At 68.5% G+C, this 13,241-nt stretch carries 11 protein-coding genes and 1 tRNA gene; 2 read left to right on the top strand and 10 right to left on the bottom strand.

The features are described 5' to 3' along the window. Positions 1–90: 90 nt before the first annotated feature. From rpoB to OG422_RS13085, 9 genes are all read right to left on the bottom strand, one after another. A complete protein-coding gene (rpoB, locus tag OG422_RS13045; protein WP_143940030.1) occupies positions 91–3,576 on the bottom strand; it encodes a DNA-directed RNA polymerase subunit beta in 3,486 nt (1,161 codons plus the stop codon). Between the two features lie 626 nt (positions 3,577–4,202). Continuing rightward, positions 4,203–4,589, bottom strand: coding sequence for a 50S ribosomal protein L7/L12 (gene rplL, locus OG422_RS13050; RefSeq protein ID WP_143940029.1), 387 nt, complete (start codon positions 4,587–4,589; stop codon positions 4,203–4,205). A gap of 123 nt (positions 4,590–4,712) precedes the next feature. Further along, positions 4,713–5,243: a 50S ribosomal protein L10 gene (gene rplJ / locus OG422_RS13055; protein ID WP_143940028.1), complete on the bottom strand. Its 531-nt coding sequence runs from the start codon at positions 5,241–5,243 to the stop codon at positions 4,713–4,715. Positions 5,244–5,548: 305 nt separating this feature from the next. Next, a complete protein-coding gene (locus tag OG422_RS13060) occupies positions 5,549–6,403 on the bottom strand; it encodes a hypothetical protein (protein ID WP_405742855.1) in 855 nt (284 codons plus the stop codon). 148 nt (positions 6,404–6,551) lie between these two features. Next, complete coding sequence (gene rplA / locus OG422_RS13065) at positions 6,552–7,268, bottom strand: 50S ribosomal protein L1 (RefSeq protein ID WP_143940026.1); 717 nt, start codon at positions 7,266–7,268, stop codon at positions 6,552–6,554. Between the two features lie 113 nt (positions 7,269–7,381). Continuing rightward, the gene (gene rplK / locus OG422_RS13070; RefSeq protein WP_143940025.1) at positions 7,382–7,816 is read right to left on the bottom strand and encodes a 50S ribosomal protein L11; all 435 of its coding nucleotides are present in this window, start codon (positions 7,814–7,816) and stop codon (positions 7,382–7,384) included. Between the two features lie 168 nt (positions 7,817–7,984). After that, complete coding sequence (gene nusG, locus OG422_RS13075; RefSeq protein ID WP_405742858.1) at positions 7,985–8,890, bottom strand: transcription termination/antitermination protein NusG; 906 nt, start codon at positions 8,888–8,890, stop codon at positions 7,985–7,987. Between the two features lie 72 nt (positions 8,891–8,962). Then, positions 8,963–9,259, bottom strand: a complete 297-nt coding sequence (gene secE / locus OG422_RS13080) for a preprotein translocase subunit SecE (RefSeq protein WP_143940023.1) — start codon at positions 9,257–9,259, stop codon at positions 8,963–8,965. Positions 9,260–9,368: 109 nt separating this feature from the next. Further along, positions 9,369–9,441 (bottom strand) — tRNA-Trp (locus tag OG422_RS13085). Between the two features lie 182 nt (positions 9,442–9,623). Here OG422_RS13085 and OG422_RS13090 point away from each other — a divergent pair. Next, positions 9,624–10,868, top strand: a complete 1,245-nt coding sequence (locus OG422_RS13090) for a pyridoxal phosphate-dependent aminotransferase (RefSeq protein ID WP_405742860.1) — start codon at positions 9,624–9,626, stop codon at positions 10,866–10,868. Between the two features lie 122 nt (positions 10,869–10,990). Next, positions 10,991–12,010 (top strand): adenosine deaminase, encoded by a 1,020-nt coding sequence (locus tag OG422_RS13095; protein ID WP_143940021.1) that lies wholly within the window; start codon positions 10,991–10,993, stop codon positions 12,008–12,010. Between the two features lie 129 nt (positions 12,011–12,139). Here the strand turns inward: OG422_RS13095 and OG422_RS13100 are convergent, their stop codons facing one another. After that, the gene (locus OG422_RS13100; RefSeq protein WP_405742862.1) at positions 12,140–13,204 is read right to left on the bottom strand and encodes a UDP-N-acetylmuramate dehydrogenase; all 1,065 of its coding nucleotides are present in this window, start codon (positions 13,202–13,204) and stop codon (positions 12,140–12,142) included. Positions 13,205–13,241 lie beyond the last annotated feature (37 nt).

Raw genomic sequence — 13,241 nt, forward strand, 5'->3', positions numbered from 1 at the left:
CAATTGTTGCTGTCAGGGACGAGTCTCAATCTTGGTCTGACGGGGTCCGGGGTTGGCCGGGACCTCGCTGGGAGGCCCCGGCCAGACCCGTCAGACCTCTTCGACGCTGCTCGGCTCTCGCCGGGACAGGTCGATACCGAGCTCTTCCGCCGCGCGGAAGACGTCCTCGTCGGTGTCGCGCATCTCGATGGACATGCCGTCCGAGGACAGCACCTCCACGTTGAGGCAGAGCGACTGCATTTCCTTGATGAGCACCTTGAAGGACTCGGGAATGCCGGGCTCGGGGATGTTCTCGCCCTTGACGATGGCCTCGTAGACCTTCACGCGGCCGGTGACGTCGTCGGACTTGATCGTGAGCAGTTCCTGGAGTGCGTACGCGGCGCCGTACGCCTCCAGCGCCCACACCTCCATCTCACCGAAGCGCTGGCCACCGAACTGGGCCTTACCACCCAGCGGCTGCTGGGTGATCATCGAGTACGGACCGGTCGAGCGGGCGTGGAGCTTGTCGTCGACCAGGTGGTGCAGCTTGAGGATGTACATGTACCCGATCGAGATCGGGTCCGGGAACGGCTCACCGGAGCGGCCGTCGAACATCCGCGCCTTGCCGGAGCCCTTCACCATGCGCTCGCCGTCGCGGTTCGGGATCGTCGAGTCGAAGAGACCGGAGATCTCGTCCTCGCGCGCACCGTCGAACACCGGGGTGGCGACGTTGGAGCCGGGGGCGACCTCGTCGGCGGAGATCGCGTGCAGACGCTTCTTCCACTCCTCCTCGGCGCCCTCGACCTTCCAGCCCTGGCTGGCGAGCCAGCCGAGGTGGATCTCCAGGACCTGTCCCGGGTTCATTCGGGACGGGACACCCAGCGGGTTGAGGATGATGTCGACCGGGGTGCCGTCCTCCAGGAACGGCATGTCCTCGACCGGCAGGATCTTCGAGATGACGCCCTTGTTGCCGTGGCGGCCGGCGAGCTTGTCACCGTCGGTGATCTTGCGCTTCTGCGCGACGTAGACGCGGACCAGCTGGTTCACGCCCGGGGGCAGTTCGTCGCCCTCCTCGCGGTCGAAGACGCGGACGCCGATGACCTTGCCGATCTCGCCGTGCGGCACCTTCAGCGAGGTGTCACGGACCTCGCGCGCCTTCTCACCGAAGATCGCGCGGAGCAGGCGCTCCTCGGGGGTCAGCTCGGTCTCACCCTTGGGCGTGACCTTGCCGACGAGGATGTCGCCGGCGACGACCTCGGCACCGATGCGGATGATGCCGCGCTCGTCGAGGTCGGAGAGCACCTCCTCGGAGACATTCGGGATGTCCCGGGTGATCTCCTCCGGGCCGAGCTTGGTGTCACGGGCGTCGACCTCGTGCTCCTCGATGTGGATCGAGGAGAGGACGTCGTCCTGCACGAGGCGCTGCGACAGGATGATCGCGTCCTCGTAGTTGTGACCCTCCCACGGCATGAACGCCACGAGCAGGTTCTTGCCGAGCGCCATCTCGCCTTCGTCCGTGGACGGACCGTCGGCGAGGACCTGGCCCTCGATCACCCGCGCGCCCTCATCCACGACGACCTTCTGGTTGAAGGAGGTGCCCTGGTTGGAGCGGGTGAACTTGGCGACGCGGTACGTGTTGTACGTGCCGTCGTCGTTGGCGACGGTGATGTAGTCCGCGGAGACCTCCTGGACCACACCGTCCTTCTCCGCCTTGATGACGTCACCGGCGTCGACCGCGCAGCGGTACTCCATGCCGGTGCCGACCAGCGGCGACTCCGCCTTGATCAGCGGAACGGCCTGGCGCATCATGTTCGATCCCATGAGCGCGCGGTTGGCGTCGTCGTGCTCCAGGAACGGAATCATGGCGGTCGCGGCCGACACCATCTGGCGCGGCGAGACGTCCATGAAGTCCACCTCGTCGGCGGGGACGAGGTCGACCTCGCCGCCACGGCGGCGGACCAGCACACGCTGCTCGGCGAAACGCATGTCGTCGGTCAGCTTGGCGTTGGCCTGCGCGATCAGGAAGCGGTCCTCCTCATCCGCGGTGAGGTAGTCCACCTCCTCCGTGACCTGGCCGTCGACGACCTTGCGGTACGGCGTCTCGATGAAGCCGAAGACGTTGACCCGGCCGTACGACGCGAGCGAACCGATCAGACCGATGTTCGGGCCTTCGGGCGTCTCGATCGGGCACATGCGGCCGTAGTGCGAGGGGTGCACGTCACGGACGTCCAGGCCGGCCCGCTCACGGGAGAGACCGCCGGGGCCCAGCGCGGACAGACGGCGCTTGTGGGTCAGACCCGACAGCGGGTTCGTCTGGTCCATGAACTGCGACAGCTGGCTGGTGCCGAAGAACTCCTTGATGGAGGCGACGACCGGCCGGATGTTGATCAGGGTCTGCGGCGTGATCGCCTCGACGTCCTGGGTGGTCATGCGCTCACGCACGACGCGCTCCATACGGGCGAGACCCGTACGGACCTGGTTCTGGATCAGCTCGCCGACGTTGCGCAGGCGGCGGTTGCCGAAGTGGTCGATGTCGTCGGTCTCGACGACGATCGTCCGGCCCGACTCACCGAGCGTCTCGGTCTCCCCGGCGTGCAGCTTCACCAGGTACTTGATCGTGGCGATGACGTCGTCGGTGGTCAGCACACCGGCGTCGAGCGGCTCGTCGCCACCGAGCTTCTTGTTGACCTTGTAGCGGCCGACCTTCGCGAGGTCGTAGCGCTTCGGGTTGAAGTAGAGGTTCTCCAGCAGCGTCTGCGCGGCCTCACGGGTCGGCGGCTCGCCCGGACGCAGCTTGCGGTAGATGTCGAGCAGCGCGTCGTCCTGGCCCTGGGTGTGGTCCTTCTCCAGGGTGGCGCGCATGGACTCGTACTCGCCGAACTCCTCAAGGATCTGCTCGGTCGTCCAACCGAGCGCCTTGAGCAGGACGGTCACGGACTGCTTGCGCTTACGGTCGATGCGCACACCGACCATGTCGCGCTTGTCGATCTCCAGCTCCAGCCAGGCACCGCGGGACGGGATGACCTTGGCGGAGAAGATGTCCTTGTCGGACGTCTTGTCGATGGAGCTGTCGAAGTAGACGCCCGGCGAGCGGACCAGCTGCGAGACGACGACACGCTCGGTGCCGTTGATGCAGAAGGTGCCCTTGTTGGTCATGAGCGGAAAGTCGCCCATGAAGACCGTCTGGGACTTGATCTCGCCGGTCTCGTTGTTGGTGAACTCGGCGGTGACGAAGAGCGGAGCCGCGTACGTGAAGTCGCGCTCCTTGCACTCGTCGATGCTGTTCTTCGGGGGCTCGAAGCGGTGGTCGCGGAACGTCAGCGACATCGACCCGGAGAAGTCCTCGATCGGGGAGATCTCTTCGAAGATCTCTTCCAGACCGGACTTGGTGGGAACTTCCTGCCCACTCTCCAGCGCAGCCTCGACGCGACCCTTCCATGCGGCATTGCCGAGCAGCCAGTCGAAGCTTTCGGTCTGCAGCGCAAGGAGGTTCGGAACCCCGAGGGGCTCCTTGATCTTCGCAAAGGAGATGCGCAGCGGGGCGGTGCTGTCGCCGTTGTTCGTATTGGCAGTCGAGGCGTTGCGCGAGGCGGCCAAGAGGGGGTCCTTCCGAGGGCTCGGACTCACTACGCGCGTACCGGCCCCGAGAGGAACAGACTGAGGGAAAGCCCAGGTCAGGGCCGCTCAATCAGTGATGTTCGACTTCGGGTATGCCCCTGGTGACGGGCAGGGAGCAGCTAACAGGCAGCGCAAAGGGTCAGTGTAGCCACTTGGCCCACTGATGTCCAGAGCGAGTTTCCGGAAGACCGGTTCAACGCCGTGATACCGCTCTTCTCCCTCCGGGAGGTGATACCTCCGCAGCGGAGGGACCCCTCGTTGTTCTGCCGTGCTTCCAAAGCCCTGCGCCTGCCGAAAGCCCCGCGCCTGAGGCGCACCTCGATGCTTCCCTCTTCGTTCGCGATCCATGCCTCGGAGCGCGGATCGCTTCTGCATCGCGTCCCGAGAATTGCGCGCCGCGTGCGGTTCGTCAAGGCCCCCTGCCCCGGCGGGAACGTCACACGGCCGACGTCCGGACGACGAAGATCACCATACTCGCACGTCGGGCGGGGCGCCGCAGCCGTGACGAGCACGCCGAAGGGCGACCACCCGCTTGGGTGATCGCCCTTCGCTGGTCCAGCTACGCCACGAGGGCGCTCAGGACGTGAGTCGGAGACTCAGTGAGGTTACTTGACCTCGACGGAGGCGCCGGCACCCTTGAGGGCCTCGGCGGCCTTCTCGGCGGCAGCCTTGTCGACCTTCTCCAGGACCGGCTTCGGGGTGCCGTCCACGAGGTCCTTGGCCTCCTTCAGACCCAGGGAGGTCAGCTCACGCACGACCTTGATGACCTGGATCTTCTTGTCGCCGGCACCGGTGAGGATGACGTCGAACTCGTCCTGCTCCTCGACGGCCTCGGCGGCGGCGCCACCAGCGGCACCGGCGACGACGACCGGCGCGGCAGCGGCGGCGGTGACGTCGAACTTGTCCTCGAACGCCTTCACGAACTCGGAGAGCTCGATGAGGGTCATCTCTTCGAACTGCGCGAGCAGGTCTTCCTGGCTGAGCTTCGCCATGGTGGCGGTCCTTCCACTATTCGGCTGGTGCCGGATGTACATGTGAGGCGGGCGTACGTCGGGCCCGCTGTGGCCGCTCCGCCTAGGCACGCCTAGACGGAAGCCGCCAATGTGCGAGCCGAATTACTCGGCACCGCCCTGCTCGGCCTGCTGGGCACGGAGCGCGTCCACGGTGCGGACGAGCTTCGACGGCAGCGCCTGGAAGACGGAGGCAGCCTGCGACTGCTTCCCCTTGAAGGCACCGGCCAGCTTGCTGAGCAGAACCTCGCGGGACTCGAGGTCCGCAAGCTTCTTGATGTCATCGGCGGACAGTGCCTTCCCTTCGAAGACACCACCCTTGATGACGAGGTTCTGGTTCTCCTTGGCGAAGTCACGAAGACCCTTCGCCGCCTCGACCGGGTCACCGGTGACGAAGGCGACGGCCGTCGAGCCCTGAAGGTGCTCGTCCAGCACGGAGATCCCGGCCTCCTGGGCCGCGATCTTGGTCAGCGTGTTCTTCACCACACGGTACTGAGCGTTGTCACCGAGCGAACGACGCAGATCCTTGATCTGCGCGACGGTAAGTCCGGTGTACGCGGTGACGACAGCAGCGTTGGAGTTACGGAACTTGTCCGTGATCTCCTCGACAGCTGCGACCTTGTCGGGACTTGCCATGAGCCTCGGCCTCCTTCCGGGTGATGAGGACCGCGCAGAAGGGGCTGGGCAAAACAAACGCCCCGGCGCAGGTGCACGGGGCGTGACTCGACCGTACGACGGAGCGTCCGGGAGTTCATCCACACATACCTGCGCAGGCCGTCCGCAGCTAGCGGATCCTTCGGCCACCACACGTCCGGGAAAGGACGCGCAGAGACAACCAGCGGTCTTTGGCTTCCTCGGTACGGTACGCGAACGGCCCACGCTCAGGCAAATCCGCCGCGAGGGGCGCCGCAACGCCCCTCGCCTGCGGTTCCGCGCCTCGGTCAGGCGGCGGGAGCGGTCATCGTCTGACTCGCCGGCGGCGCCTCGACGGAGACCTTGGTGCCGTAGTCGGAGTAGAACGCCGTGGCGTCGGTGGGCATCTTGCCGGCGACGTGCTCCTCCTTCTTCACCAGGAGGTTGTCACCGTCGATCCAGAGGTCGAGCTTCTCGCTCTTCGCCCCGCCCTGCTCCAGCTGCTTCTGGACGGCGTCGCGGATCTCCTTGCCGAGGTTCTTGCTCAGGTCGGCCATGGTGACGGTGCCGGTGTAGTGCGTCGCCTCGACGCCGTTCACCTTCTCCTTGCCGACGACCTTGGCGGTGCCGGAGGCGATCAGCACATCGATCGGCTGGCTCGGGTTGGCGTTGTCGAGGACGTCCTTGACCGCCGTGCCGGACGCGCCCATCTGCTTCGACAGCGCCTCGTAGGAGTACTTGACCCACGGCTTGCCGCCCGCGCCGGGCATGGCCGCGCCCGCGTTCATGTAGACCGCGTCCTGGGTGTAGAGCGCCTTGATGGGCTTGCCGCCCGTGGGGCTCTTGTCGCCGGTCAGGGTGTTCTCGACGTTCATCTGCATACCCTGCGACCAGTCGAGACCGCCCTTGGTGGTCTGCTTGAACCGGCCGTTGGAGGTGGTGGTCTCCGTCGTGCCGTCGAACTTCGCGGAGTTCTTGGCCGCGGTGGCCTCCTTGGCCGCCTTAAGGGCCTCGACCGGGCCCTGGGGCGCCTTGTCGCCGCCCGCCGCGTCGCTGCCCCCGCCGCCGCTGCCGGACGCCTTGGAACCGTCGTTACAGGCGCTGAGACCGCCCACCAGCAGAACAACCCCCGCCACCGCGGCGGTGATTCGCGTGCTACGCATCTGAGGCTCCCCCTTGAATCGCTGTGCGGAATGCGGTGGTGACTCTAATGCAGCCCACCGACACCGCACGCGACAGGCCCCGCCATCCGGAACCGGACGGCGGGGCCTGCGTCATGCTGCGCGCGCTAGAGCACGTCGATCACTCGGATCAGACGGCCTCGTCCTCGACAAGGAGGTTGCGGGTGCGGTTGGCGTCCAGCGGGATGCCGGGGCCCACCGTGGTGGTGATGGTCGCCTTCTTGATGTAGCGGCCCTTCGCGGCGGACGGCTTGAGACGGTTGATCTCCTCAAGCGCCGCGGCGTAGTTCTCCACCAGCTTGGTCTCGTCGAAGGAGGCCTTGCCGATGATGAAGTGGAGGTTCGCGTGCTTGTCCACGCGGAACTCGATCTTGCCGCCCTTGATCTCGGTGACAGCCTTGGCGACATCCGGGGTGACGGTGCCGGTCTTCGGGTTCGGCATCAGACCACGGGGACCGAGCACGCGGCCGAGGCGGCCGACCTTGCCCATGAGGTCCGGGGTGGCGACGACGGCGTCGAAGTCCAGACGGCCCTTGGAGACCTCGTCGATCAGTTCGTCGGAGCCGACGATGTCGGCGCCCGCGGCTTCCGCGGCCGCAGCACGGTCGCCGGTCGCGAAGACCAGGACCCGGGCGGTCTTACCGGTGCCGTGCGGGAGGTTCACGGTGCCACGGACCATCTGGTCGGCCTTGCGCGGGTCGACACCCAGACGCATGGCGACCTCGACGGTCGCGTCGAACTTGGCGGACGAGGTGTCCTTGGCGATACGGACGGCCTCGAGCGGGGCGTACAGACGCTCCCGGTCGATCTTCGCGTCCGCGTTGCGAAGAGTCTTGCTGCGCTTCACTGCTGCTCCTGAACAGATGCGACCGTGCGGCTTTCACCGCGCGGAGGATGGAGTCGTGGTGCGGGCCAGCGCCTGGCCCTGCCACGGGTGGCGAGTACGCCGGTACGAGCTGGTCAGCCCTCGACCGTGACGCCCATGGACCGGGCGGTGCCCGCGATGATCTTCGCGGCGGCGTCCAGGTCGTTGGCGTTGAGGTCGGGCATCTTGGTCGTGGCGATCTCGCGCACCTGGGCGTCGGTGATCTTCGCGACCTTCTTGGTGTGGGGCTCGCCGGAGCCCTTGTCCACACCAGCGGCCTTGAGGATCAGCTTCGCGGCCGGCGGGGTCTTGGTCACGAAGGTGAAGGAACGGTCCTCGTAGACCGTGATCTCCACCGGCACGACCATGCCGCGCTGCGACTCGGTCGCGGCGTTGTAGGCCTTGCAGAACTCCATGATGTTCACGCCGTGCTGGCCCAGCGCGGGGCCGACCGGCGGAGCCGGGTTCGCGGCGCCGGCGCTGATCTGGAGCTTGATGAGCCCCGTGACCTTCTTCTTCTTGGGAGGCATGCTCTCTCCGGGTCCTAGTGAGAGGTTTTTCGCCATGCCATCCGGTCATCCGGATGGAGGCATACCGCACCACGATAACGGGTAGGGTCGTGCGGCCAAAAACCGAGCAGGTCAGACCGGCTGCGACAGCCGGTCTGACCTGTTCGGAAGCGGGGGTCCGGAAGAGCGTCAGTTCTTCTGGATCTGGTCGAAACTCAGCTCGACCGGGGTCTCGCGGCCGAAGATCTCGACGAGGCCCTTGACCTTCTTCGAGTCGGCGTTGATCTCGTTGATCGTGGCCTGCAGCGTCGCGAACGGGCCGTCGGTGACGGTGACGGAGTCGCCCACCTCGAAGTCCAGCACCTGGACCTCGACCCTGCGCTGCGGCGCGGGCTTGCCCTCGGCCGCGGCGGCTTCCTTGGCGGCCTTCTCCTCGGCCTCCGGGGCGAGCATCTTGACGATCTCGTCCAGCGTCAGCGGGTACGGGTCGTAGGCGTTGCCGACGAAGCCGGTGACACCGGGGGTGTTGCGGACGACGCCCCAGGACTCGTTCGTCAGGTCCATGCGCACGAGCACGTAGCCCGGGAGCTTGTTCTGGCGGACGTTCTTGCGCTCGCCGTTCTTGATCTGGACGATCTCTTCCTCGGGGACCTCAGCCTGGTAGATGAAGTCCTCGACGTTGAGCGAGACGGCGCGCTGCTCCAGGTTGGCCTTCACGCGCTTCTCGTAGCCCGCGTAGGTGTGGATGACGTACCACTCACCGGGCAGACCGCGCAGCTCGTCGCGGAGGGCGGTGACCGGGTCGACCGGCTCCTCCTCGGCCTCGGCGGCGTCCTCAACCTCGGCGGCGTTCTCGGCCTCCTCGTCCTCGCCGTCGACGTCGACGGCGGCGGCGGATTCGGCGGGCTCACCGGCCTCGGTGTCCTCGGCGTCGATCTCGTCTGCGCCGTCGGCGTTCTCGACGATGTCGACGGCGCCCTCGCCATCGGAGACGGCGGCAGCGTCGCCCTCGACCTCGGCCGGGACGGCCGCGTCCACGTCGGCCTCTGCGGCCGTGACGGGCTCGGCGGCGTCGTTCAGGTTCGGGTCAGACACGTGGCTGCTTCTTCCTGGCTTCAAGGGGTTGAACATGCGAAAGGGCACCCCGCTGAGGTGCCCTCCGCGGGATCAGCCGAAGACGTACCCGACGACTCGGTTGATTCCCAAGTCAATCACGGTTACGAGACCGATGATGATGACGACGAAGACGATCACCACGGTGGTGTACGTCGACAGCTGGCTGCGGGAGGGCCAGACGACCTTGCGGAGCTCCGCGACGATCTGGCGGTAGAAGAGCGCCATACGCGCGAGCGGGCCCTTCTTGCCGCGTTTACCGCCGCGGCGGGGCTTCTTCTTGGATTCCGCGGTGTCGTCCTCGGAACGACCACGCTCAGGCATGTCGATGGAGCCCAGGGCGTCCGTCACTCGTCCTCACCTGAATCCGGGTCGTGGCCGTACAGCGTCCGGCCCGGCCGCACGGCGGTGCATTTCAGTACGTACGCGTGCACGCACAGCGGTGAAGAAGTGCGTGTAGCAGGGCCGGAGGGACTTGAACCCCCAACCGCTGGTTTTGGAGACCAGTGCTCTACCAATTGAGCTACGACCCTTTGTGCGTCCCCCAACCTACCTCATGTGTCCGGCGCACCAAGTGCGTGGAACACGCTGCCCGGTTGGGAGCCAACGGTGAGCGAGTGTACGTGTTCCGAGGCCGGGCGTCGAACAGAAACGTCCCGGGCAGTGCCGGTGGAGCCCCGCGCCGGGGCGATCGGAGGTCTGCGACGATGCCGTCATGAGCGCTGTACCCCCCTCAGAACCGACCGGCGCCGCGGGCGGGATCCGCCGCGTGTCCGCCCGCGTCGGGGCCATCTCCGAGTCCGCCACGCTCGCCGTCGACGCCAAGGCCAAGGCCCTGCGGGCCGCCGGCCGCCCGGTGATCGGGTTCGGCGCCGGGGAGCCCGACTTCCCCACGCCCGACTACATCGTGGAGGCGGCCGTCGCCGCCTGCCGCATGCCGAAGTACCACCGCTACAGCCCGGCCGGCGGGCTGCCAGAGCTGAAGTCGGCGATCGTCGCGAAGACGCGCCGCGATTCGGGGTATGTGGTCGAACCGGCCGAGGTCCTGGTCACCAACGGCGGCAAGCAGGCGATCTACGAGGCGTTCGCCGCGCTGCTCGACCCGGGCGACGAGGTGATCATCCCGGCGCCGTACTGGACGACGTACCCGGAGTCGATCCGGCTGGCCGGGGGCATCCCCGTACCGGTGGTGGCCGATGAGACGACCGGGTACCGGGTGGGCGTCGAGCAGTTGGAGGCGGCCCGCACGGAGCGCACCAAGGTGCTGGTGTTCGTCTCGCCGTCGAACCCGACCGGCGCGGTGTACCCGCGTGAACAGGTCGAGGCGATCGGCCGCTGGGCGGCGCGGCACGGGCTGTGGGTGCTGACCGACGAGATCTACGAGCATCTGGTCTACGGCGACGCGGAGTTCTGCTCGCTGCCGGTGGTCGTCCCGGAGCTGCGGGACCGGTGCGTGGTGGTCAACGGCGTGGCCAAGACATATGCGATGACCGGCTGGCGGGTGGGGTGGATGCTCGGGCCGAAGGACATCGTCAAGGCGGCGACCAACCTCCAGTCGCACGCCACGTCCAACGTCGCGAACGTCTCGCAGGCGGCGGCGGTCGCCGCGGTGACCGGCGATCTGACGGCCGTCGACGCGATGCGGACCGCCTTCGACCGGCGGCGCCGCACCATCGTGCGGATGCTGAACGAGATCGACGGTGTGGTGTGCCCGGAGCCGGAGGGCGCGTTCTACGCGTATCCGTCGGTGAAGGGGCTGCTGGGCAAGGAGATCCGCGGGCGGCGGCCGGGCAGCAGCACGGAGCTGGCGGAGCTGATCCTGGAGGAGGCGGAGGTCGCGGTCGTCCCGGGCGAGGCGTTCGGCACCCCCGGCTATCTGCGGCTGTCGTACGCGCTCGGCGACGACGACCTGGCCGAGGGCGTCACGCGGATCCAGGAGCTGCTGGCGGGCGCGCGGTAGCTGCGCGGATGCCGTCCGTACGGGCCATCGGGGCTTCCCGGTGGCCCGTACGCGTTTTCCCCGGTCAGCTCGTTCGGGGACCGGGCTACCGGCGTGGCGGGTCCGTGCGGCAAGATCGGTGAATGGAGAGCGTTCGTGACGTGCGTCAGCTGCCGAAGGCCCATCTGCACCTGCACTTCACGGGGTCGATGCGGAGCACGACCCTGTTGGAGCTGGCCGACAAGTACGGCGTCCATCTGCCCGAGGCGCTGCGCGGCGGGGAGCCGCCGCGGCTGCGGGCGACGGACGAACGCGGCTGGTTCCGCTTCCAGCGGCTGTACGACATCGCCCGGTCGTGTCTGCGGGCCCCCGAGGACATCCAGCGGCTGGTGCGCGAGGCCGCCCAGGAGGACGTCGCCGACGGGTCGGGCTGGCTGGAGATCCAGGTCGACCCGACGTCGTACGCACCGCGGCTGGGCGGGCTGATCCCGGCGCTGGAGATCATCCTGGACGCGGTGCGCGCCGCCTCGCAGGAGACCGGGCTGGGGATGCGGGTGGTGATCGCCGCGAACCGCATGAAGCATCCGCTGGACGCCCGGACGCTGGCCCGGCTCGCGGTGCGCTATGCCGATCGGGGCGTCATCGGGTTCGGGCTGTCCAACGACGAACGCCGTGGTTTCGCACGGGACTTCGACCGCGCCTTCGCCATCGCGCGGGAGGGCGGGCTGCTGGCGACGCCGCACGGCGGGGAGCTGTCGGGCCCGGCGAGCGTGCGGGACTGCCTGGACGATCTGCACGCCGGGCGGGTCGGCCACGGGGTGCGCGCCGCGGAGGACCCGGTGCTGCTGCGGCGGCTGGCGGAGCGCGGGGTGACGTGCGAGGTGTGCCCGGCGTCCAATGTGGCGCTGGGGGTGTACGAGAAGCAGGAGGACGTGCCGCTGCGGACACTCTTCGCGGCCGGGGTGCCGGTGGCGCTGGGCGCCGACGATCCGCTGCTGTTCGGCTCGCGGCTGGCCGCACAGTACGACATCGCGCGGCGCACGCACGGCTTCACGGACGCGGAGTTGGCGGAGCTGGCCCGGCAGTCGGTACGCGGTTCGCGGGCGCCGCAGCCGGAGCGGGAGCGGCTGCTGGCGGGGATCGACGGGTGGCTGGCGGGCTGAGGGGGCCGGGGCGCGGCGGCGCCTTGCGGACGCGGCGGTTCCGGACGTCCCGGACGTCGTGGCCGGGCTCCCGGCCCCGGGCGCGCCCGGGGGCGGCCCCGGCTCCCCCGGAGCCGCCGACGGTCCGCCTCAGAGGCTGACGCCCACCGTCACCGGCTCGTTGACGAGGGTGACGCCGAAGGCCGCGTGGACGCCGTCGCGGACCTCGCGGGCGAGGGCCAGCAGGTCCTCGGTGGTGGCCTCGCCGCGGTTGGTGAGGGCGAGGGTGTGCTTGGTGGAGATGCGGGCGGGGCCGGTGCCGTAGCCCTTGGGGAAGCCGGCCTTGTCGATCAGCCAGGCCGCGGAGGTCTTCACCCGGCCGTCGCCCGCAGGGAAGGCGGGCGGGGCGGTGTCCGGGCCGAGGCGGTCGTGGACGCGGGCGACGAACGCGGTGTGCTCGGCCTCGGTGAGGACGGGGTTGGTGAAGAAGGAACCGGCGGACCAGGTGTCGTGATCGTCCGCGTCCAGGACCATGCCCTTACCGGCGCGCAGCGCGAGAACGGTGGCGCGGGCGGTCGCCGCGGGGACGCGCTGGCCTGCCTCGACGCCGAGCACCCGGGCCGTCTCGGGGTACTTCAGCGGCGCGGAGAGCCCGCCCGCGTCCTCCAGGGCGAAGCGGACGCGCAGCACGACGTAGCGGTCCGGCTCCGCCTTGAAGCGGCTGTGCCGGTAGGAGAAGGCGCACTCGGCGTTGGTGAGGGTGACCGTCTCCTCGGCGCGCCGGTCGTAGGCGACGACCTCGGTGATCGTCGCGGAGACCTCCTGGCCGTACGCGCCGACGTTCTGGATCGGGGTGGCACCGGCCGAGCCGGGGATCCCGGCGAGGCATTCGACACCGGCGAGACCGGCCTCGACGGTGCGGGCGACGGCGTCGGACCAGTTCTCACCGGCGGCGAGTTCCAGGCGGGTGCCGTCGAGGGCGAAGCCGCGGGTCGCGATGCGCAGGGCGGTGCCGTCGAAGCCCTTGTCGCCGATGACGAGGTTGGAGCCGCCGCCGATGATCAGCAGCGGCGCCCCGGCGGCGTCGGCGTCCCGGACTGCGGCGATCACCTCGTCGTCCGTGACGGCCGTGATCAGTCGGTTCGCCGGGCCGCCGAGCCGGAAGGTGGTCAGCGGTGCGAGCGGGGCTTGGTGTTCCTCGTGGCGTTCCTGCACGCGCCCAAGGGTACGGGGACGGCCCGGCGCCGTCCGC

The sequence above is a fragment of the Streptomyces sp. NBC_01525 genome (assembly GCF_045040405.1).
In the GTDB taxonomy this organism is placed as follows: domain Bacteria; phylum Actinomycetota; class Actinomycetes; order Streptomycetales; family Streptomycetaceae; genus Streptomyces; species Streptomyces benahoarensis.